The organism is Streptomyces tubercidicus (assembly GCF_027497495.1).
Classification (GTDB): Bacteria; Actinomycetota; Actinomycetes; order Streptomycetales; family Streptomycetaceae; genus Streptomyces; species Streptomyces tubercidicus.
Genome location: NZ_CP114205.1, coordinates 6,147,623 through 6,167,555, shown reverse-complemented (window position 1 = coordinate 6,167,555; position 19,933 = coordinate 6,147,623). Strand labels below are relative to the sequence as shown.

20 protein-coding genes are annotated in these 19,933 nt (G+C 75.0%); 7 read left to right on the top strand and 13 right to left on the bottom strand.

The window, feature by feature from the left end; genetic code table 11:
- The first annotated feature begins 161 nt into the window (after window positions 1-161).
- Genes STRTU_RS26895 through STRTU_RS26870 form a run of 6 tightly spaced genes read left to right on the top strand, consistent with a single transcriptional unit; the run spans window position 162 to window position 7,917 of the window.
- Window positions 162-1,361, top strand: a complete 1,200-nt coding sequence (locus STRTU_RS26895; RefSeq protein WP_159746599.1) for an ADP-ribosylglycohydrolase family protein — start codon at window positions 162-164, stop codon at window positions 1,359-1,361.
- Window positions 1,358-2,650, top strand: a complete 1,293-nt coding sequence (locus STRTU_RS26890; protein WP_159746598.1) for an ADP-ribosylglycohydrolase family protein — start codon at window positions 1,358-1,360, stop codon at window positions 2,648-2,650. Before STRTU_RS26895 ends, STRTU_RS26890 begins: the two co-directional genes overlap by 4 nt.
- Window positions 2,647-3,987 (top strand): ADP-ribosylglycohydrolase family protein, encoded by a 1,341-nt coding sequence (locus STRTU_RS26885; RefSeq protein WP_246241264.1) that lies wholly within the window; start codon window positions 2,647-2,649, stop codon window positions 3,985-3,987. The genes STRTU_RS26890 and STRTU_RS26885 overlap by 4 nt, the downstream gene beginning before the upstream one ends.
- Complete coding sequence (locus STRTU_RS26880) at window positions 3,984-5,495, top strand: ADP-ribosylglycohydrolase family protein (RefSeq protein ID WP_159746597.1); 1,512 nt, start codon at window positions 3,984-3,986, stop codon at window positions 5,493-5,495. Before STRTU_RS26885 ends, STRTU_RS26880 begins: the two co-directional genes overlap by 4 nt.
- Entirely contained in the window at window positions 5,492-6,793 is a 1,302-nt protein-coding gene (locus STRTU_RS26875; protein WP_159746596.1) for a CaiB/BaiF CoA transferase family protein, read from the top strand. The genes STRTU_RS26880 and STRTU_RS26875 overlap by 4 nt, the downstream gene beginning before the upstream one ends.
- A complete protein-coding gene (locus STRTU_RS26870) occupies window positions 6,790-7,917 on the top strand; it encodes an HpcH/HpaI aldolase/citrate lyase family protein (RefSeq protein ID WP_159746595.1) in 1,128 nt (375 codons plus the stop codon). Before STRTU_RS26875 ends, STRTU_RS26870 begins: the two co-directional genes overlap by 4 nt.
- A gap of 158 nt (window positions 7,918-8,075) precedes the next feature.
- Here STRTU_RS26870 and lgt read toward each other — a convergent pair whose 3' ends face one another.
- The 11 genes from lgt to hisI all read right to left on the bottom strand — a co-directional run bounded on the left by lgt (window position 8,076) and on the right by hisI (window position 18,029).
- Window positions 8,076-9,167 carry a prolipoprotein diacylglyceryl transferase gene (gene lgt / locus STRTU_RS26865; RefSeq protein ID WP_159746594.1) on the bottom strand — a complete coding sequence of 364 codons (1,092 nt, stop codon included), beginning with the start codon at window positions 9,165-9,167 and terminating at the stop codon, window positions 8,076-8,078.
- Window positions 9,168-9,294: 127 nt separating this feature from the next.
- A complete protein-coding gene (locus STRTU_RS26860) occupies window positions 9,295-10,251 on the bottom strand; it encodes a DsbA family protein (protein ID WP_159746593.1) in 957 nt (318 codons plus the stop codon).
- Between the two features lie 115 nt (window positions 10,252-10,366).
- Window positions 10,367-11,185, bottom strand: a complete 819-nt coding sequence (gene trpA / locus STRTU_RS26855) for a tryptophan synthase subunit alpha (protein WP_159746592.1) — start codon at window positions 11,183-11,185, stop codon at window positions 10,367-10,369.
- Window positions 11,182-12,468, bottom strand: coding sequence for a tryptophan synthase subunit beta (trpB, locus tag STRTU_RS26850; protein ID WP_159746591.1), 1,287 nt, complete (start codon window positions 12,466-12,468; stop codon window positions 11,182-11,184). The genes trpA and trpB overlap by 4 nt, the downstream gene beginning before the upstream one ends.
- 573 nt (window positions 12,469-13,041) lie before the next feature.
- Window positions 13,042-13,332, bottom strand: coding sequence for a tryptophan biosynthesis modulator TrpM (gene trpM, locus STRTU_RS26845; RefSeq protein WP_246241471.1), 291 nt, complete (start codon window positions 13,330-13,332; stop codon window positions 13,042-13,044).
- A 22-nt stretch (window positions 13,333-13,354) separates the two neighbouring features.
- Complete coding sequence (trpC, locus tag STRTU_RS26840) at window positions 13,355-14,164, bottom strand: indole-3-glycerol phosphate synthase TrpC (RefSeq protein WP_159746590.1); 810 nt, start codon at window positions 14,162-14,164, stop codon at window positions 13,355-13,357.
- Window positions 14,165-14,417: 253 nt separating this feature from the next.
- Window positions 14,418-14,858, bottom strand: a complete 441-nt coding sequence (locus tag STRTU_RS26835; RefSeq protein WP_159746589.1) for a DUF2752 domain-containing protein — start codon at window positions 14,856-14,858, stop codon at window positions 14,418-14,420.
- Between the two features lie 163 nt (window positions 14,859-15,021).
- Window positions 15,022-15,267 carry an HGxxPAAW family protein gene (locus STRTU_RS26830; RefSeq protein ID WP_159746588.1) on the bottom strand — a complete coding sequence of 82 codons (246 nt, stop codon included), beginning with the start codon at window positions 15,265-15,267 and terminating at the stop codon, window positions 15,022-15,024.
- 85 nt (window positions 15,268-15,352) lie between these two features.
- A complete protein-coding gene (locus STRTU_RS26825; protein ID WP_159746587.1) occupies window positions 15,353-16,018 on the bottom strand; it encodes a TIGR02234 family membrane protein in 666 nt (221 codons plus the stop codon).
- A gap of 66 nt (window positions 16,019-16,084) precedes the next feature.
- Entirely contained in the window at window positions 16,085-17,629 is a 1,545-nt protein-coding gene (locus STRTU_RS26820) for an anthranilate synthase component I (RefSeq protein ID WP_159746586.1), read from the bottom strand.
- A 10-nt stretch (window positions 17,630-17,639) separates the two neighbouring features.
- A complete protein-coding gene (gene hisI / locus STRTU_RS26815; protein WP_159746585.1) occupies window positions 17,640-18,029 on the bottom strand; it encodes a phosphoribosyl-AMP cyclohydrolase in 390 nt (129 codons plus the stop codon).
- A gap of 33 nt (window positions 18,030-18,062) precedes the next feature.
- Between hisI and STRTU_RS26810 the strand changes: the two genes are divergently transcribed.
- On the top strand, window positions 18,063-18,206 hold the full coding sequence (locus STRTU_RS26810) for a hypothetical protein (protein WP_159746584.1): 144 nt from the start codon (window positions 18,063-18,065) through the stop codon (window positions 18,204-18,206).
- A 20-nt stretch (window positions 18,207-18,226) separates the two neighbouring features.
- Here the strand turns inward: STRTU_RS26810 and STRTU_RS26805 are convergent, their stop codons facing one another.
- Both STRTU_RS26805 and STRTU_RS26800 read right to left on the bottom strand, forming a co-directional pair.
- A complete protein-coding gene (locus STRTU_RS26805; RefSeq protein WP_159746583.1) occupies window positions 18,227-18,859 on the bottom strand; it encodes a TIGR03085 family metal-binding protein in 633 nt (210 codons plus the stop codon).
- A gap of 91 nt (window positions 18,860-18,950) precedes the next feature.
- Window positions 18,951-19,847: a LysR substrate-binding domain-containing protein gene (locus STRTU_RS26800; protein ID WP_159746582.1), complete on the bottom strand. Its 897-nt coding sequence runs from the start codon at window positions 19,845-19,847 to the stop codon at window positions 18,951-18,953.
- Window positions 19,848-19,933 lie beyond the last annotated feature (86 nt).

Genomic DNA, 19,933 nt, shown 5'->3' with positions numbered 1-19,933 from the left:
GCCGTCCGGGGCCGTCCGGGGCTGTCGACCGGGTGACCCTGCCGCCCGGGACAGGAGAGCCGGGCCGTCGCGTGGCACGGATACAGCGCAGCGGTCCGAAGCCGGGCGGCCCCGCGCGGCCCCGGCGGCGGTCCGGCCCGTACGACAGAACGGCACGCACCATGAGCGCAGCGCACCCTCCGCCCGCGGAACCGGCCGGGCCCGGCGCGGGCGACGCCGTCCGCGACCGGGCCCGCGGCGCGCTGCTCGGGCTCGCCGTCGGTGATGCGCTCGGCGCCCCCGCGGAGAACATGAAGCCCTCGCAGATCCGCCGCCGCTGGGGACGGATCGAGGGCTATGTCGAGGACGATCCGGCGGGCACCGACGACACCGAGTACGCCCTCTTCTCGGGGCTGCTGCTCGCCGCACACGGCTCGGCGCTGACCGTCGCCCATGTCGAGGCCGCCTGGCACCGGTGGATCGCCGACCGTGACGAGGGGCCGTTCCGCGGGGCGGGCTTCAGTGAGCGCGGCACCCTGGAGAACCTGCGCCGGGGTCTGGCCGCGCCCATCTCCGCCCAGCACCGGCACGCCTGGAGCGACGGCCTGGCGATGCGCGCCGCGCCGTTCGGGGTGTTCGCCGCCGGGCGGCCCGCCGAGGCCGCCCGGCTGGTCGCCATCGACGGCACGGTCAGCCACGACGGCGAGGGAATCTACGGCGGCCGGGCGGTGGCCGCCGGGGTGGCCACCGCCATGGTCGCCACCTCCACGGACGCGGTGATCGCCGCCGCGCTGTCCGTCGTACCGGAGGACTCCTGGACCGCCCGCTCGCTGCGCCGCGCGGTCGGTGCCGCCCAGCGCTCCCGGCATGACCCGGGCATCACCCGGCTCGGTACCGAGCGCGCGGTGCGCTCCGCCGTCGTGATCGGCGGCTATCCCTGGACGGATCTGGCGCCGGAGGCGGTCGGGCTGGCCTTCGGCGCGTTCGAGGCGGCCCGCGGCGACTTCTCCGCCTCGGTGCTGACCGCGGTCAACATGGGGCGCGACGCCGACACCACGGCGGCCGTCGCCGGTGCGCTGGCCGGTGCGCTGTGCGGCGCCGCCGCGATCCCCGAGACCTGGGCCGCCGCCATCGGCCCGGCGCGCGGCAGCTGTCTGCCGTCGATGGCGGGGTATCACGTGCTGGACGTCGCTGAGCTGCTGGTCGCGCGGGGGGCGGGCTCCGTGGCCGGTGGGGGTGCGGCGGAGGCCGGGGCCCGTGACTCGGCGGGGGACGGGGCTAGCGCGGGCGCCGGGGCCGTGGTGAGCACCGCGGCCGGGGCGGGCGTCCGAGACGGGGCGGGCGTCGGGACCGGTGCCGGGGCCGTGGTGGGCGCCGGATGAACGGCCCGGAAGGGGTGGGGAGCGCCGCGGGCCACGGCGGCCCCGCCGGTGCGCGCGCCCGTATCGAGGGGCTGCTGCTCGGGGTGGCCGCGGGGGACGCCGCGGGGTGGCCGGCGGCCCGGCACCGGGCGGCGCGGATGCCGGAGTGGACCCGGCGGCTGACCCGTGAACTGGACACCTTCGCCGAGCAGAACGCGACCACCACGCTGCCCGTGCCGATCGCGCTCAACCAGCCGCCCGAACCGCTCCGGCTGGGCCCCTCCGACGACGCCGACTGGGCCGCGTTCACCGCCGAGTCGGTGCTCACCGCGGCCGGTGCGCCGCTCAGCGACCTGGGCCGGGACCGCCGGATGCGGGCCGCCGTCGATCTCGCCTGGAACGCGCTGGCCAACGAGGTCGCCGCGGCCGCCGACCGGGCGCCCGAGGTCGAGTCCGCCGTGCTGCCGCTGCGCGCCCGGATCTCCGTACGGGCCGGGCTCGGCAACCTCGCCGCCGGGCTGCGGCCGCCCGCCACCGGCCATGACAACCCGCACTACTTCGACGACGCGGCCTGTGTACGCGCCGCCGTCCTGGCCGTGGTGCACCCGGGCGAGCCATCCGCCGCGGCCGAGCTGGCCGAGTACGACGCTCGCTACACCCAGGACGGCGACGGGGTGCACGGCGCGCGGGCGATGGCCGCCGCGGTCGCCGCCGCGCTCGGCGGCACGGCGGCCGCCGGCTGTGTGGACGCGGCCCTGGAGCAGCTCCCCGAAGGCACCGAGATCCGCCGGAACGCCCTGCACGCGGTCCGGCTGGCCCGGTCGTTCGCCGCGGACGGCCCCGGCCCGGTGGGGCGCCCCGGCACCGCGTTCGCCCTGGTGCCCGTACTGGAGCACGAGATCGTCGACCACGTCTACAGCTACGGCATCGCCGCGGCGGAGACCGTCCCGGTGGCGCTGGCGCTGGCCCTGGCGACGGACGGGCTGGTCGCCGAGGCGGTACCGGCCGCCGCCTGTCTCTCCCGGGTCGCCGACTCCGCACCGGCCCTCGCCGGGGCGCTGACCGGTGCGCTCGGCGGTGCGCGGGCGCTGCCCCGCACCTGGCGCGACGCCTGCCGGGTGCTGTCCGGCTGTGCGCTGCCCCGGCTGGCCGGCACGGACCTGGTCGAGCTGGCCGGGCTGCTCGCCCGTGCCGAGCTCACCGCGCCCGAAGCCGCCGCGGCTCCCCCACCGGCCCGCCCGGCAGCCGTCCCCGGCGCCCTGCTGGCTCCCGCCCCCTCCCCCACCGTGGAAGGACTCACCCGCACATGACCCACGCAAGCGAGCAGACACCGGCCGCGGCGCGCACCCCCGAGGCGCAGGCGACCCGGATCCTGCCGGTCACCCCCCTTCCCCCTGTCCCTCCCGTCCCCCCGGCCGCCCCGGTCACCGCGGTCGCCAAGCCGTCGCCGGTGCCTCCGGTGCCGTCCGTCGTCCCGGTCACGCCGTCCCTGGAGGACCGGGCGACCGGTGCGCTGGTCGGTGCCGCCGTCGGCGATGCGCTCGGCGGGCCGGTGGAGGGCCGGACGCCGGAGGAGATCGTGAAGCGGCACGGCGGCCGGGTGGCGGGCATCGTCGGCCCGTTCCACGACGACTGGCGCACCGCCCGCCCGCTCGCGCCGTACCACAAGGGCGACGGCCATGTCACCGACGACACCCTGATGACCCATGCGCTGGTGCGGGTCTACGAGGCGGTGCGCGATCATCTCGACGCCTATGACATCGCCGACCACCTGGTGCCGGATCTGATCGGCACCCCGCGCTGGATCCCGGAGCTGGAGGCCGAGGCGCTGCCGGTGCAGCGGATCTTCCTCGCCGAGAAGTGGATCGTGGCCCGGCTGCACTACGGGCACGCGGACCCGCGCGAGGCGGGCGTGGGAAACATCGTCAACTGCGGTGCGGCGATGTACATGGCGCCGGTCGGCATCGTCAACGCCGGCAATCCGGACCGGGCCTACGCCGAGGCGCTGGACATCGCCGGTGCCCATCAGTCCTCGTACGGGCGGGAGGCGGCGGGGGTGTTCGCCGCGGCTGTGGCCGCCGCGTTCATCCCGGACGCGACCCCGTCCTCGGTCGTCGTCCAGGCGCTGCGGCTCGCCAAGGACGGCACCCGCGCCGCGATCGAGGCGGTCTGTGAGGCCGCGTCCTCGGTCACCGATCCCGCGGCGGCGCCCGCCCCGCTGCGCGCCGCCGTCGCCCCCTTCGACACGGTCGGCCCGGACTACCGCAACCCGTCGCTCGGCGCCCGGCGGCCCTCCCGGCTGCACGCCATCGAGGAACTCCCCATCGCCCTGGGCATGTTGCTGATCGGCGGCGGCGACTTCCGGTCCACGGTCCTGGGCTCGGTCAACTACGGCCGCGACTGCGACTCGATCGCCACGATGAGCGGTGCGCTGGTCGGCGCGCTGCGCGGCGCGGCGGCGGTGCCGGAGGAGTGGAGCACCGAGGTGGCCCGCGCCAGCCGCCTCGATCTGCAGGCGCCCGGGGCCGCACTGGCCACCGTCGCCCGCGAGGTCTTCACCCGCGACCGGGCCCGCGCCCGCACCCATGAGCAGGCGTTCACCGCGATCTCGGCCATCCCGGCGATGACGGAGGCGGTCGGACGGTGACGGCCACGGCGGCGCCCGACCGGCCGGCCACCACGGCCCCGCTCCGGGTGACCTGGGTGCAGCCCGAGGATCTGCTCGGGCACGAACTGCGGCAGGCGGCGGAGGACGGCCGGGACGCCGACGGGATCGCGCGGCGGTGGCGCGCGGCAGGCGGTACGACAGTGCCGGGCCGGGCGGGCGCCTCCCCCGGCCCGGCCGATCCGGCCCTGCGGGCGCTCGCCGGGACGCTGCTCGACGAACTCGCGCTGCTGCCCTGCCCGTTGGAGGCCGCCGAGCCCACCGAACTGACCGCCATTCAGGCCGAGTGGGCGCCGAGGCCCGGGGACGGCGGTCCGCGGCCGGACGGCAGCGGGGTGCCGACCGCCCCTCCGGAGACCACCCGTCCGGAGACCGCCCATCCGGAGACCGCCCGTCTGGAGGCCGCCTGGCTCGGGCGGGCGGCGGGCTGTCTGCTCGGCAAACCCGTCGAGAAACTGCCGCTCGCCGGGATCCGGGCGCTCGCCCGCTCGACCGGTAACTGGCCACCGGCCGGGTACTTCACGGAGACCGGACTCGATCCGGCGGTGGCCGCGCGGTACCCGTGGAACCGCCGCAGCCGCACCACCTCGCTCGCCGAGAACATCGACGGCATGCCCGAGGACGACGACCTCAACTACCCGCTGCTCGGGCTGCTGCTCCTCGAACGCCACGGCCCCGGCTTCACCACGGCCGATGTCGCGCGGCTGTGGCTGGACGAACTGCCGGCCGGCCGGACCTTCACCGCCGAGCGCGTGGCGTACCGCAACCTCCTGGACGGCATCGAGCCGCCGCACACCGCCCGCCACCGCAACCCGTTCCGGGAGTGGATCGGCGCACAGATCCGCGCCGACATTCACGGCTGGACCCACCCCGGCGACCCGGCCGCCGCCGCGGCCCAGACCTGGCGGGACGCCACCCTCAGCCATACCGCGAACGGGGTGTACGCCGCGATGTTCACGGCGGCCGCGCTCGCCGCGGCGGCCGGCGGCGGCACCGATGTGCACGGCGCGCTGCGGGCCGGACTGACCGTGATCCCCGCCCGGTCCCGGCTCGCACGGGCCGTCCGCTGCGGTATCGCACTGGCGCGGGACGAGCCCACCGGCACCCCGGACGGCTTCGCCGCCGTCGTCGACCGGCTGCACACCGCGTACGGACACCACCACTGGGTGCACGCCGTGCCGAACGCGGCGCTGCTGGCCGCCGCGCTCACCCACGCCGACGGTGACTTCACCGGCTCCATCTGCCGTGCGGTGTCCGGCGGTTGGGACACCGACTCGAACGGCGCCACCGCCGGCTCGCTGGCCGGTCTGCTCGCCGGGTCGCCCGCGGCGCTGCCCGCCCGCTGGACGGCACCCCTGCGCAACCGGCTGGCCACCGGCGTCCGCGGGCTCGACGGCATCGGCTTCGACGCCCTCGCGGAACGCACCGCCGCACTGGTCGTACCCGGTCCCCCCGCCGCCCCCGACCGAACGAAGGCCCCCGCACCATGACCGATCCGTCCCTCTCCGATGCGTCCCTCTCCGGTCCGTCTCTCTCCGGTCCGTCCCTCTCCGGGCCGCCCCGCCCCGCCGCCGAGGACACCACCGCTGCCGGGCCCCCCGCCTCCGGTCCGCTCACCGGGCTGCGGGTGCTCGACCTCGCCACGCTGTTCGCCGGTCCGCTCGCCGCCACCCTGCTGGGGGACTTCGGCGCCGAGGTGATCAAGATCGAGCATCCGCACCGGCCCGACCCGTCGCGCGGCCACGGCCCCGCCAAGGACGGCATCGGCCTGTGGTGGAAGCTGCTGGGCCGCAACAAGCGGACCATGACGCTCGATCTGTCCCACCCGGGCGGCCGGGACGTCCTGCTGCGGCTCGCCGCCGGGGCGGATGTCATCGTCGAGAACTTCCGGCCCGGGACCCTGGAGCGCTGGGGCCTGGGCTGGGACGAGCTGTCCGCCGTCAACCCGCGCCTGGTGCTGGCCCGGGTCACCGGCTTCGGGCAGTTCGGCCCGTACGCCCGGCGCCCCGGCTTCGGCACCCTCGCCGAGGCGATGAGCGGTTTCGCCGCGATCACCGGGGAACCGGACGGGCCGCCGACCCTGCCGCCGTTCGGTCTCGCCGACGCGATCGCCGCGCTGACCACGTCGTACGCCGTCATGGCCGCGCTGCGCGGACGGGAGACCACCGGCCGCGGCCAGGTCATCGATCTGTCGCTGATCGAACCGATCCTGACGGCCCTGGGACCGCAGCCGCTCTGGTACGACCAGCTCGGCCATGTCCAGCCGCGGACCGGCAACCGCTCCGCGAACGTCGCCCCGCGCAACACCTACCGCACCGCGGACGGTTCCTGGGTGGCGGTCTCCACCTCGGCCGAGTCGGTCGCCGAGCGGGTGATGCGGCTGGTCGGCCGGCCCGAGGTGATCGACGAGCCCTGGTTCGCGACCGGCGAAGGACGGGCCCGGCACGCCGATGAGCTGGATGCCGCGGTCGGTGACTGGATCGCCCGGCACGACCGGGCCGAGGTGCTGGCCGCCTTCGAGAAGGCCGAGGCGGCCGTGGCGCCCATCTACGACGTCCGCGAGGTGATGACGGACCCGCAGTACGCGGCGCTGGGCTCGATCACCGAGGTCCCGGACGACGAACTCGGCACGGTCCGGATGCAGAACGTCCTCTTCCGGCTCTCCGAGACGCCGGGCGCCATCCGCTGGGCGGGCCGCCCGCACGGCGCGGACACGGACGAGCTGCTGGCCGCACTCGGGCTGACCGAGGCGGAGATCGACGGTCTGCGCACGGCGGGCGCCCTGTGAGGCCGACCCCGCAGGCCCCCCGCGAGCCCCCTGCTCCCACCCCGCTGACCTGGCTCTATGTTCCCGGAGACCGCCCGGAGGTGGTCGCCAAGGCGCTCCGCTGCGGGGCCGATGTCGTCGTGATCGACCTGGAGGACGCGGTCGCCCCGGACCGCAAGGACCACGCACTGCGGGCCACCGCCGAGCTGCTGAGCGACCCGGTGCCGGTGCCGGTCCATGTCCGCGTCAACGCGCTGGACGGCCCCCTCGCCGAGCACGAGATCCGCACCCTGGCCCCCCTGCCGGGCCTGGCCGGCCTCCGGCTGCCCAAGGTGCAGGGCCCGGCCGACGTCCACCGCGCCGCGGGCTGGGCGACCGCGGCCGCGGAGCCGGTCCCGGAGCACGTCGCGTACGTCGCGGAGCCGGTCCCGGAGCACCTCCCGTACGCCGCGGGGCCGGTCCCCGAGCACCTCCCGTACGCCGCGGAAGGCCCTGTGCCACCGGCCGGGCGGACTCTCGCGGACCACCCCGCCCCCGTGCGCACACCCCCCGTCCGCACGCCTCCCGTCAGCGCGTCCCCCGGCACCACCGCCACCCTCGACTCTGCCACCCTCGCCCCCGCGGCCCCGCCCGCCGCGAGCGCCCTGCCCGCCACCCCGGCCCTGTACGCACTGCTGGAATCCGCGCTGGGCATCGAGCACGCCTTCGCCATCGCCACCGCGCATCCGGCGCTGCGCGGAATCGCGCTCGGCGAGGCGGATCTGTGCGGGGAGCTGGGGGTACGGGACGATGCGGGGCTGGCGTGGCCGCGCAGCCGGGCCGTGGTCGCCGCCCGCGCGGCCGGTCTGGCCCCGCCGCCACAGTCGGTCCACCCGGACGTCCACGACCTCGACGGGCTGGCCCGGTCCTGCGCCCGGGGCCGGGCGCTGGGATTCCTGGGCCGGGCGGCGATCCACCCCCGCCAGCTCCCGGTCATCGAGGCGGCCTACCTCCCGTCGGCGGAGGAGGTCGCGGCAGCACAGGAGATCGTGCGGGCCGCCACGGCGGAGGGCGGTGCACTGGCGCTGCCGGACGGCCGGTTCGTGGACGCGGCGGTGGTCGCGGCGGCCCAGCGGGTACTGGACCTGGCGGGGCGCAGGCGCTGAGCGTGGGGAGGGCGGGGTGGCGGGCTGCCGGATCACCGCGGCTGCGGGATGGCAGGCTGCCGGATCTGCGGAAGGCCCCGTGCCACCGGGGCGGGACAGCAAAGCGCCGGGCGGACCCCTTCTCGGGTCCGCCCGGCGCGTGCGCGGCTGGTGCCGCGTCAGGACTTCTTGGTGCTGCCGCTGCCGGCGGCCTTGGCATCGGCGGCGGGCTCATCCGCCGCGTCCTCGGGCTTCTGGTCGCCGGGCTCGTCCTGCGCGGACTCCCCGGCCGCGTCGGCTCCGGACTCCGCCGCAGCGTCGTCGGCCGTCGCCTTCGCCGCCGTCTTGGCTGCCGTCTTCGCTGCCGTCTTCTCGACCGAGAGCTTGCCCTCGGCACCGTCGCCATCCGTACCGCCCTCGGCGGCATCGCCTTCGACGCCCTCCTCGGCCTGCGCCCCCGGTTCGACGACCGCTTCCCGGCCGGGTGACCTCTTCGCGGAGATCACGAAGTAGGCGACGGCCAGCACGAACACGATCAGCGCGGTCCAGACGTTCAGCCGCAGGCCCAGGATGTGGTGCGCCTCGTCGACCCGCATGTACTCGATCCAGGCGCGGCCCGCGCAGTAGGCGGCGACATACAGGGCGAAGGCCCGCCCGTGGCCGAGCTTGAAGCGCTTGTCGGCCCAGATCACCAGCGCCGCGACGCCGATGCACCACAGGCACTCGTAGAGGAAGGTCGGGTGGTAGGTGCCGCCGACGCGGCCGATGGCCGGGTCGGAGCTGATCTTCAGCGCCCACGGCACATCGGTCGGCTTGCCGTACAGCTCCTGGTTGAACCAGTTGCCCCAGCGGCCGATCGCCTGCCCGAGGGCCAGACCGGGCGCCAGCGCATCGGCGTACGCGGGCAGCGGGATACCGCGCCTGCGGCAGCCGATCCAGGCGCCGACCGCGCCGAGCGCCACCGCGCCCCAGATGCCGAGGCCGCCCTCCCACACCTTGAAGGCGTCGAGCGGGTGGCCGTTCGGGCCGAAGTACGGCTCGTACGTCGTGATGACGTGGTAGAGGCGGCCGCCGACCAGCCCGAAGGGGACGGCCCATACGGCGATGTCCGCGACGGTTCCGGAACGGCCGCCGCGCTGCACCCAGCGCTTGTTGCCGAGCCAGACGCCGACGAAGACGCCGATGATGATGCAGAACGCGTAGCCGCGCAGCGGGATCGGGCCGAGATGTACGACGCCGACCGACGGGCTGGGAATGAATGCGAGGTCCATGGCAGGGACGACGCTACCGCGCCGGGCCGGGTCGGCGGCAACCCGGCCCGGCTACGGCTGCGTAACGACCCCGCCCTCGCGCTGTGACGCTGCGTGTCCGCAGGGGCCGCGGCGCCGGTGGGCCCCGTTAGGGGTGGGGCACGGCGCTCCCGCCGTTCAGGCCCGCACGGGGTGCGGCGCTCCCGCCGTTCAGCTCCGCCGGGGGCGCGGCGCTCCTCCCTGCGTGCCTGCCCTGGGGCGAGGCGCCCGTATGCGGTGCGGCGCTCTGCTGCCCCTGCGGTGGGGCGCTCTTCTTCCCCGGCTGTTTGGCCTTGTCGGCGTCCAGCACCATCTTCTTGAGGTCCGCGGGGCCGAACTGCCCGCCCTTCTCCTTCGAGAGGTCCTTGCCGTTGAGCAGGACGGTCGGGGTGCCGCGGTATCCGGAACCGGCGAAGGAGTCGTTGGACTTCTCCACGAAGCGGTTGTACCTGCCGTCGTTGACGCACTTGGTGAAGGCGGGGGTCACCAACCCCTTGACCTTCCCGGCCAGTTGGAGGAGGTACTGCTTGTCGGCGAACTTGTCCTGCGGCTCGGGCGGCTGATGGGAGTAGAGGACGTCGTGGTACGCGCGGAACTTCCCGGCGTCCTGCGCGCACAGGGCGGCATTGGCGGCGTTACGGGATCCCTGGCCGCCGGCGTTGCCGTCGATGATGGTCACGAGGTGGTACTCGCTCTTGAGCCGGCCGGAATCCTCCAGCTCATGGATGACCGGGCGGAAGGCGGTCTCGAACTGCCGGCAGGCGGGGCAGCGGAAGTCCTCCCACACCGTGAGTGTGGACGGGGCGCCGGCCGCGCCGACCGGGACGGCGGGCCGGGCGCCGTCGCTGGCCTTCTTGGGGACGGCGACCTCGTTGTCGTTGGCGGCGGGTTTCTCGGAGGACGACGACGCCCAGACGGCGATACCGCCCGCCACCGCCAGCACCGCCACCACCGCCCCCGCGACGATCGCCTGACGGCCGCGCCGGGCCCGCGCCCTTTCCCTCGCCCGCTCTTCCTGGAGTCGCTCGCGGGCGGATTTCTTTCCCTCATGATTCTTCTGGCTCACGCCCCTGCACAACGAAGCGGAGGGGTGCCGTCGCACCCCTCCGCACCGATGTTCGCCCTATCGAGGGACAGCGGCCGGGCTTCCGTCCCTGCCGCCCGGCCGCGCGCGGCGCCCCCTAGGAACGCGTACGCACGCCCGCGGCCAGCTCGCCCGCCAGGGCACGGACCCCGGCGAGGCCGGCCGCCAGGTCGCCGTCCGCCGACAGCAGCAGCTTGACGAACGCCGAGCCCACGATCACCCCGTCCGCGAACCGGGCCACCTCGGCGGCCTGTTCGGCGTTGGAGACCCCGAGGCCGACACAGACCGGCAGCCCGGTGGTGGCCTGGGTGCGCCGCACCAGGTCCTGCGCCTGCTCACCGACGGACTCGCGGGTGCCCGTGACGCCCATCAGCGAGGCGGCGTACACAAAGCCGGAGCCGGCCGCGGTGATCTCGGCGAGCCGTGCGTCCTTGCTGCTGGGGGCGACGACGAAGACGGTGGCGAGGCCGTGCTTGTCGGCGTGCTCCCGCCAGGTCGCGGACTCCTGGACCGGCAGGTCGGGCAGGATGCAGCCCGCGCCGCCCGCCTCGGCGAGCTCGGCGGTGAAGCGCTCGATGCCGTAGCGGTCGATCGGATTCCAGTACGTCATCACGAGGACGGGCTTGCCGGTGGCCTCGTGGGCCTCCCGCACGGTCCGCATGACGTCGGCGATCTTCACCCCGCCGCGCAGCGCGATGTCGTCGGCGGTCTGGATGACGGGGCCGTCCAGGACGGGGTCGCTGTGCGGCAGCCCGACCTCCACCACGTCCGCGCCGCCGTCGAAGACGGCCTTGGCCGCCTCGATGCCCCCGTCGACGGTCGGGAACCCGGCCGGCAGGTAGGCGATGAGCGCGGACCGGCCCTCGGCCTTCGCGGCCGCGAGGGTGTCACTCAACAGCTTGATGTTCCCGCTCACTTGGCATCCCCCTCGATCTCCGCGTCCTCGCTGCCGGCATCCGCCTCGACGGCGGTGTCCGCGTCGTAGAGGCCGAAGTAGCGGGCGGCGGTGTCCATGTCCTTGTCGCCGCGCCCGGACAGGTTGACGACGATCAGCCCGTCGGGGCCCAGCTCCTTGCCGAGCTCCAGGGCCCCGGCGAGGGCGTGGGCGCTCTCGATGGCGGGGATGATGCCCTCGGTCCGGGAGAGCAGGCGCAGCGCCTGCATCGCGGCGTCGTCGGTGACGGCGCGGTACTCGCCGCGGCCGCTGTCCTTGAGGAAGGCGTGCTCGGGCCCGATGCCCGGGTAGTCGAGACCGGCCGAGATGGAGTACGGCTCGGTGATCTGGCCCTCCTCGTCCTGGAGGACGTAACTCCGGGACCCGTGCAGAATTCCCGGCTCACCGGCGCTCAGCGTGGCGGCGTGCTCACCGGTCTCGATGCCGTGGCCCGCGGGCTCGCAGCCGATGAGCCGCACCCCGGCGTCCGGGAGGAAGGCGTGGAAGAGCCCGATGGCGTTGGAGCCGCCGCCGACACAGGCCACGGCCGCGTCGGGCAGGCGGCCCGCGCGCTCCAGGATCTGGCGGCGCGCCTCGACGCCGATGACACGGTGGAAGTCGCGCACCATCAGCGGGAACGGGTGCGGCCCCGCGACCGTCCCGAACAGGTAGTGGGTGCGGTCGACGTTGGCGACCCAGTCGCGGAACGCCTCGTTGATGGCGTCCTTGAGGGTGCGGCTGCCGGACTTCACGGCGATGACCTCGGCGCCGAGCATCCGCATCCGGGCGACGTTCAGGGCCTGCCGCTGGGTGTCGATCTCGCCCATGTAGATGGTGCATTCGAGGCCGAACAGCGCACAGGCGGTGGCGGTAGCTACGCCGTGCTGGCCGGCGCCGGTCTCGGCGATGACCCGGGTCTTGCCCATCCGCTTGGTGAGCAGCGCCTGGCCCAGCACGTTGTTGATCTTGTGGGAGCCGGTGTGGTTGAGGTCCTCGCGCTTGAGGAACACCCGGGCACCACCGGCGTGTTCGGCGAACCGCGGCACCTCGGTGAGCGCGCTGGGACGCCCGGTGTAGTGGACCATCAGGTCATTGAGCTCGGCGACGAACACGGGGTCCGCCTTGGCCTTCTCGTACTCGACGGCGACCTCGTCGACCGCGGCGACCAGCGCCTCGGGAATGAACTTGCCGCCGAACGCACCGAAATAGCCTTCGGGGTTCGGCACCCGTCCCTCGGGATCGGGAAGGAAGAAATCGGCGGACATCAGACGCACTCCTAGGCCGGGGCAACTGCCCCGGAGGTCCGGTTGTGTCGGAAGTATGCGGGGTTCGGGCGTGGGGGGCGAGGGTGGTGCGGGTGGGCCGCTGCGGGCGCCACGGGGCGCCGTGGGGCCGCTCGCGCGGGGACGCCTGGGCGCTCGCGAGAGCCCACGGAGAGCTGACGCGAAGCCACACGGGGCGGACCCGCCGAGCACCACGGGGCACTGACGCGAAGCCGCACGGGGCGGACCCGCCGAGCACCACGGGGCACTGACGCGAAGCCGCACGGGGCGGACCCGCCGAGCACCACGGGCGCTCGCGCAGAGGGCCGCACGGGGCGGTCCCGCGGAGAGCCCACAAGGCGCTCGTACGGAGAGCCGACCGGCGCCGCGGAACTCTCCCGCGGCGCTCGCCCTGCGGGCGCCGGACCCGGCCGGGGGCGCTTCCCCCGCCCCCGCCCCCTCTCCCCCTTCGGGGGAGGGGGCGGGGGGTGGGTTCGGGGGTGGGGGGGTGAGCAGGCCGTCAGGCGACCGCCTGCCCGCCCCCCACCATCCCGGCGCCCGTACGGGGCCAACGCGTCAGCGCGCGGGCCCCGGTTGCCATCGCATGCCGTTGATCTGTCCCGGCTCGGAGCCGATGTGGTACCTGACCCGGCGCCCGTGGACCCGCCGTGCGGGCGCCCGGCAGCCCCGGTGCCACGGCGGCAGCGCGGAGCGCTTCGGGTCGGGGCGGTGCGGGGCGGGCGGGAAGCCGTGGACGGGCACCGCCGGGCCGGGGACGCGGACCGCCGCCGCCCCGGCGCGCACCCCGGACGGGCCCGGGTGCGTAACCCGGACCCGGCAGCGGCTGCCTGCGGCGGTGGCGGTCATGTCGGTGTGCTGTCCCGGGCGCTCAGGAGCGGCCGTGCCGGATCGCCGGGTGGGACCCCGCGGCGACCAGGTCGGAGACGGCGGTCTTGGGGTCCTTGCCGGTGACCAGCGACTCGCCGACCAGCACCGCGTCCGCGCCGTCGTTGGCGTAGGCGATCAGGTCGTGCGGTCCGCGCACCCCGGACTCGGCGATCTTGACGATGTGGTCGGGGATCTCGGGGGCGACCCGGGCGAAGTTGCCGCGGTCGACCTCAAGGGTCTTCAGGTTGCGGGCGTTGACCCCGATGATCTTGGCTCCGGCGTCCACCGCGCGGGCGACCTCGTCCTCGTCGTGCACCTCGACCAGCGGCGTCAGCCCGATCGACTCGGCGCGCTCGATCAGCGAGACCAGCGCCTCCTGCTCCAGCGCGGAGACGATCAGCAGCGCCAGGTCGGCGCCGTAGGCACGGGCCTCCCACAGCTGGTAGGCGGTGACGATGAAGTCCTTGCGCAGCACCGGGATGTCGACCTTGGCGCGGACGGCCTCCAGGTCGGCCAGCGAACCGCCGAACTTGCGCTGCTCGGTGAGGACGGAGATGACGGCCGCGCCGCCCGCCTCGTAGTCGGCGGCCAGACCGGCCGGGTCGGCGATCGCGGCGAGCGCGCCCTTGGAGGGGCTGGAGCGCTTGACCTCGCAGATCACCGTGACGCTCTCGCCCTTGAGCGCGGCGACACCGTCCTTCGCGGGGCGCGCCTTCTGGGCCCGCTCCTTGAGCTCGTCGAGGCTGACGCGCGCCTGCCGCTCTGCGAGGTCGGCACGCACGCCGTCGATGATCTCGTCGAGCACACTCACGCGAGCGGCCTCCTTCGGGGGCGGTGGCGGTGGACGGTGACCCGGACAAGCGGTCCCTTCCGGTACTCCGATGGTATCCGCCAGGGGATGCAGGTCTCACATCCGGTCGACCCTGATCCCACGACCTGGACATCTCCGGGTGGTATGGGGCCGGCGGCACCGGGTCCGTACGGCTCCCGGGTCAGGTATCCGTACGCCTCCCGGGGCGCGGATCCATACGGCTGCCGCGCCGGCAAGCCGTACCGCTCCCGGGTCACGGCGCGAGCCCGCTGCCGAAGGGCAGGTTGCGGACGACCGTGAAGGCCAGCAGCAGTGCGCCCAGCGCCCACCAGTGGACGGCACGCGGCCGGGGGCCCGCCGTGGGGCGGCCGCGGACCGCGTTGGCCGTCCAGAGCGCCCAGAAGACCGCACAGGCGGCGTAGCCGGCCACCGCGAGGGCGTTGGCGCCCAGTGCCGCGGCGAGGTCGCCGTGTGCGACGGCATGGGCGCTGCGCAGCCCGCCGCAGGCCGGGCAGTAGACGCCGGTGAGGTGCAGCAGCGGGCACACGGGGTAGTGGCCGGGCTCGTTCGGGTCGACGGCCCCGAGGACGGCGAAGGCGGCGGTGGCGGCGGCCAGCGTGCCGAGGGGTGCCGCCAGGCGGCGCGGCAGACCGCCGCGCGGGGAGGCATGGGGCCGGGCCGCGGGTTGGCTCACGTGCCGATTGTCCGGCCGGACAGGCGAAGGCGCAGCTTCTCGGCCGCCGTACGGAACGGTCACGGACGGCGGGGTACGGCACCTCGGTGCGTACGGGCCGGAAGCGGCGCCTTCGAGGGGTGCTGCGGCAGTGGCGCCGGAGCCGGCGCCACGGGAGCGGGGCTCAGCCCTCCTGCGGCTGCGCCTGCGCCTGGGGACGCGGCTTGGCGGCGCGCTTGGGCTCCGAGCCCAGACCGGCCATCCGCATCAGACCGCCCACGAGGGCACCGAGGCCGATCAGCGCGATACCGGCCCAGAAGCCGGGCACATTCGCCAGCACGATGAAGGCTCCGGCGACACAGAAGCCGATGAACGAGATGATGACGCCGGTCCAGGCGGCGGGGGTGTGTCCGTGGCCACTGCTCGACATGAATGCTCCTCGATGCTCTGTCGCGCCGGGGTCGGGGCGCGATGATCCGCTCGGCCCATTGTCACCGATGCCGGAGGGAGTCCTTTTACCGGGTGGGGTCCTCGCCGCGGTCCAGGGACTTCCAGATCTCCTCGGGGCGGTCCAGGTCCGGCGGGGCCGGTGCGCGCCGCGGGCCGCGGGCGCCGCCGGGCGTGCGCTCGTATTTGCCCGACATCGCGGGCCAGTGGCGGCCGTACACCAGCGCCAGCAGTCCGGCGATCAGCAGCAGCAGACCACCGGCCGCGGCCACCCAGGGCCAGCCGGTGTGCGTGACGTGATGCACATCGGTTCCGGTCAGCCCGACGGCGGTGGCGGCCTTCTCGCGCAGCGCCGAGGTGTCGGAGTTGCCCAGTACGGCGGCGACGGCGATGCCCGCCCCGCTGAGCGTGAGCAGGGCGGCGACGGCGATCCGGCCGACCCGGCGGACCGCGAAGACGGCGACCAGCGCGGCCAGGCCGACGACGGCCAGCGCACCGGGCACTCCGGTCACATCGGAGCCGGTCACCGTGCGCGGCACGCTGCCCTGGGCGAGCACCGCGGAGCCCTCGGCCCAGGTGCGGCCGGAGGCCAGCAGTGCCAGGGCGGCGCCCGCCGCGCCGGCGAGCAGCGCCGGCGCGAGGCTGCGCTGCGCGCGGCGCGCGGGCCGGGCCTGCGGGGGCCCGGAATCGCCCGGCGGCACGGTGTCGGTGGGGGTCTGGGATGCGGCACTCACGCGTACCACTATCGCGCACCGGCCGCCGGGGACCGGTGCGCGGGGGTGCTGCGGGTGCCAGGGCCGTTACCTGCCCAGGTGGTTGGCGGTGTGCACGGCGCGCAGTACGGCGGCCGCCTTGTTGCGGCACTCGGTGTCCTCGGCCACCGGGTCGGAGTCGGCGACCACTCCGGCGCCCGCCTGGACGTAGGCGGTGCCGTCGCGCAGCAGGGCGGTGCGGATCGCGATGGCGGTGTCGGAGTCACCGGCGAAGTCGAGATAGCCGACACAGCCGCCGTACAGCCCGCGCCGGGACGGCTCCAGCTCCTCGATGATCTGCAGGGCGCGCGGCTTGGGGGCGCCGGAGAGGGTGCCCGCGGGGAAGCAGGCGGTGAGCACGTCGAAGGCGGTACGGTCCGCCGCGACCTGGCCGGTGACCGTCGAGACGATGTGCATGACGTGGCTGTAGCGCTCGACGGACATGAAGTCGACGACCTCGACGCTGCCCGGTTCGCAGACCCGGCCCAGGTCGTTGCGGCCCAGGTCGACCAGCATCAGATGCTCGGCGCGCTCCTTGGGGTCGGCCATCAGCTCGTCCGCCAGGGCCTGGTCCTCCTGGACGGAGGCGCCGCGCGGGCGGGTCCCGGCGATGGGGTGGACCATGGCCCGGCCGCCCTCGACCTTCACCAGCGCCTCGGGGCTGGAGCCCACCACGTCGAAGGCGCCGTCCTCGCCGCCGTCGGGGCCCTCGAAGCGGAAGAGGTACATGTACGGGCTGGGGTTGGTGGCCCGCAGCACCCGGTAGACGTCCAACGCGCTCGCCGTACACGGGGTTTCGAACCGCTGGGAGGGCACGACCTGGAAGGCCTCACCGGACCGGATGCGCTCCTTGATGTCCTCGACGGCGTCCTGGTAGGCCGCCCCGCCCCACTTGGCGGTGAACGGCGGGACCTCGGACGGCGGCAGCGCGGCGGCGCTGGGGGGCGCGGGCCGGGCGAGGTCGTCGGCCATGGTGTCCAGGCGGGCCACGGCGTCGGCGTAGGCCTCGTCGATGCCGGTGTCGAGGTCGTTGTGGTTGATCGCGTTGGCGATCAACAGGACCGTGCCGCTCCAGTGGTCGAGGACGGCGAGATCGGAGGTGAGCAGCATGGTCAGTTCGGGCAGCCGGAGGTCGTCGGCGGTCTGCTCGCCGATCTTCTCCAGGCGGCGCACGATGTCGTAGCCGAGGTAGCCGACCATGCCGCCGGTGAACGGCGGCAGCCCCTCGCCCTCGATGAGGTCCCGCGGGGTGTGCAGGGTCTCGACGGCGGCGCGCAGCACGGCGAGCGGTTCGCCCTCGGTGGGCACGCCGACGGGCGGGCTGCCGAGCCAGTGCGCCTGCCCGTCGCGGGTGGTGAGGGTGGCGGCGCTGCGGACGCCGATGAAGGAGTAGCGCGACCACGTACGGCCGTTCTCGGCGGATTCCAGGAGGAAGGTGCCGGGGCGTTCGGCGGCGAGTTTGCGGTAGAGCCCGACCGGTGTGTCGCCGTCCGCGAGCAGGCGCCGGGTGACGGGGATGACCCGCCGGTCCTTGGCGAGGGTGCGGAAGGTGTCGAGGTCCGGAAGGGCGGTGCCGGTGGTTCCCGTGGTCATGGCGCGGAGCCTACTGGTCCTGATCGTCCCGGGTGGCGAGCACGTCCGCGTCGAAGCAGGTGCGGTCGCCGGTGTGGCAGGCGGCGCCGACCTGGTCGACCCGGACCAGGACGGTGTCGGCGTCGCAGTCCAGCGCCACCGATTTCACATGCTGGACGTGGCCGGAGGTGTCGCCCTTGACCCAGTACTCCTGGCGGCTGCGGGACCAGTACGTGCAGCGGCCGGTGGTGAGGGTGCGGTGCAGCGCCTCGTCGTCCATCCAGCCGAGCATCAGCACCTCACCGGTGTCGTACTGCTGGGCGATGGCCGGGACCAGGCCGTCGGCGCCGCGCTTGAGCCGGGCGGCGATGGCGGGGTCGAGGGCGGGGTTGGTGTCCGGGGTGGTGGCGCGGCTGCTCATGGTGTCCATTGTGCCGTGCGGCATCCTGCTGGCATGCATCCTCAGCAGCCGTCCGCGCCGCCACCGCCGCCGGACCCGGACCGCGCCGCGCGGGTGGCGGCGCGGGTGCTGGGCGCGGTCTTCGCGGCGGCGGTGGTGGTGGCCGTGGTGGTCGCGGTGGTGGTGCTCCACTCGTAGGGCGGCCTACGGGAACGGGCTCACACGCCCAGCTTCGCCGCCGTCACCAGGTCGACCGCCTCCTTGTCGCCGTCCAGCTGCACATCGGCGACCTCCTGCCGGCCGAAGGCGAACATCGTCAGCTCGCCCGGCTCGCCGACGACGGTGACCACTGGGGTGCCGCGATGGGCCACCGCCGTGCGCCCGTCGGGGCGCCGCAGCACCAGGCCCACCGGCGACTTCCGGCCCAGCACCCGGGCCATCCGCTCGATCCTGGACCATAGGGCGTCCGCGAAGACGGGGTCCAGCTCCCGGGCCGCCCAGTCCGGCTGGGCACGGCGTACGTCCTCGGCGTGGACGTAGAACTCCACGGTGTTGGACGCCTCGTCGATCTGCTTCAGTGCGAACGGCGACATCCGCGGCGGCCCGGTCCTGATCAGCTGGATCAGCTCCTCGTAGGGCTTGGCGGCGAACTCCGCCTGTACCCGTTCCAGCCGGGCGGCCAGCGGCTTGACGAGCAGCCCGCCGGCCGCGTCGGCGCGCCGCTCGCGCACCACCACATGCGCGGCCAGGTCCCGCGCGCTCCAGTTTTCGCACAGCGTCGGGGCCTCGGGGCCGGCGCTCTCCAACAGGTCGGCGAGGAGGAGCCGTTCACGCTTCGCATGGGTCGACATGCGGCCAGCCTACGACCGGCCCCGCACCGCTGCCACGGGGCCGCGCCCGCCGGTGGCCGCACGTTCACCCCGCCCGCCGAGCCCCCGGTCCTCAGGACGCGCCCGGGTCCACATGCTCCATCAGGATGCGCGCCAGCTCCCGGGCGGCGCGCGGCGGGGAGACATCGCCCCGGTGGGCGACGGACACCACGCGGTGCATTCCGGGCGTCGAGAAGCGGGTGACCCGCAGGCCGGAGCGTTCGGCGACCATGCTGGGGACGACGGCGAGGCCCAGCCCGGCCCGGACGAAGCCGAGGACCGCGTCCATCTCCCCGCCCTCGACGGTGAAGGCCGGCTCGAAACCGGCCGCGCGGCACGCCGCGGTGGTGAATTCCCGCAGGTCGTAGCCGCGGCGGAACATGGCCAGCGGACGGCCGCGGAGATCCTCCACCCGGATGCGGGTGCGCCGGCCGACGGGGGCCGGGCGGTCGGGGGCGGAGACCACGACGAGTTCCTCGCGCAGCAGCTCGGCGGTGGTCAGGGCGGGGGCCTGGACCGGGAGCGGGGTGATGATCAGGGCCAGGTCCAGGGCGCCGTCGGCGAGCGCCCGGACCAGGTCCTGTGAGCCGTCCTCGGTGACGAGCAGGTCCACACCGGGGTAGCCGGCGTGGAAGGCGCGCAGGACGTCGGGGACGAGGCTGGCGCAGAGGCTGGGCGGGGCGCCGAGGCGGAGCCGGCCGCGGCGCAGCTGGGCGACCTCCTGGACCTCGCGGCGGGCGGTGTCGGCGTCGGCAAGGATGCGCCGGGCGAACGGCAGCAGGGTCTCGCCGGCGTCGGTGAGGGTGATGTGCCCCCGGGCCCGGTGGAAGAGCTCGGCCCCCAACTCCCGTTCCAGGGAGCGGATTTGCTGGGACAGGGAGGGCTGGGCGACATGTTCGCGCTCGGCGGCGCGGGTGAAGTGCCGGGTGTCGGCCACGGCGGTGAAGTAGCGGAGCTGCTGGAGCTGCATGAGGGCCACGGTACGCCCGTCGATAGGCAACGGCTATGGAGATGAGCCGCACCATGTCTTGGACTGATGGGCGGACCGGTCCCTAC

What these genes read in the sequence shown, in the direction of transcription:
- STRTU_RS26895 (WP_159746599.1), top strand. Translation starts at nt 162, where the DNA reads ATGAGCGCAGCGCACCCTCCGCCCGCGGAACCGGCCGGGCCCGGCGCG.
- STRTU_RS26890 (WP_159746598.1), top strand. Translation starts at nt 1,358, where the DNA reads ATGAACGGCCCGGAAGGGGTGGGGAGCGCCGCGGGCCACGGCGGCCCC.
- STRTU_RS26885 (WP_246241264.1), top strand. Translation starts at nt 2,647, where the DNA reads ATGACCCACGCAAGCGAGCAGACACCGGCCGCGGCGCGCACCCCCGAG.
- STRTU_RS26875 (WP_159746596.1), top strand. Translation starts at nt 5,492, where the DNA reads ATGACCGATCCGTCCCTCTCCGATGCGTCCCTCTCCGGTCCGTCTCTC.
- lgt (WP_159746594.1), bottom strand. Translation starts at nt 9,167, where the DNA reads ATGGACCTCGCATTCATTCCCAGCCCGTCGGTCGGCGTCGTACATCTC.
- trpB (WP_159746591.1), bottom strand. Translation starts at nt 12,468, where the DNA reads ATGTCCGCCGATTTCTTCCTTCCCGATCCCGAGGGACGGGTGCCGAAC.
- trpM (WP_246241471.1), bottom strand. Translation starts at nt 13,332, where the DNA reads ATGACCGCCACCGCCGCAGGCAGCCGCTGCCGGGTCCGGGTTACGCAC.
- STRTU_RS26830 (WP_159746588.1), bottom strand. Translation starts at nt 15,267, where the DNA reads ATGTCGAGCAGTGGCCACGGACACACCCCCGCCGCCTGGACCGGCGTC.
- STRTU_RS26820 (WP_159746586.1), bottom strand. Translation starts at nt 17,629, where the DNA reads ATGACCACGGGAACCACCGGCACCGCCCTTCCGGACCTCGACACCTTC.
- hisI (WP_159746585.1), bottom strand. Translation starts at nt 18,029, where the DNA reads ATGAGCAGCCGCGCCACCACCCCGGACACCAACCCCGCCCTCGACCCC.
- STRTU_RS26810 (WP_159746584.1), top strand. Translation starts at nt 18,063, where the DNA reads ATGCATCCTCAGCAGCCGTCCGCGCCGCCACCGCCGCCGGACCCGGAC.
- STRTU_RS26805 (WP_159746583.1), bottom strand. Translation starts at nt 18,859, where the DNA reads ATGTCGACCCATGCGAAGCGTGAACGGCTCCTCCTCGCCGACCTGTTG.
- STRTU_RS26800 (WP_159746582.1), bottom strand. Translation starts at nt 19,847, where the DNA reads ATGCAGCTCCAGCAGCTCCGCTACTTCACCGCCGTGGCCGACACCCGG.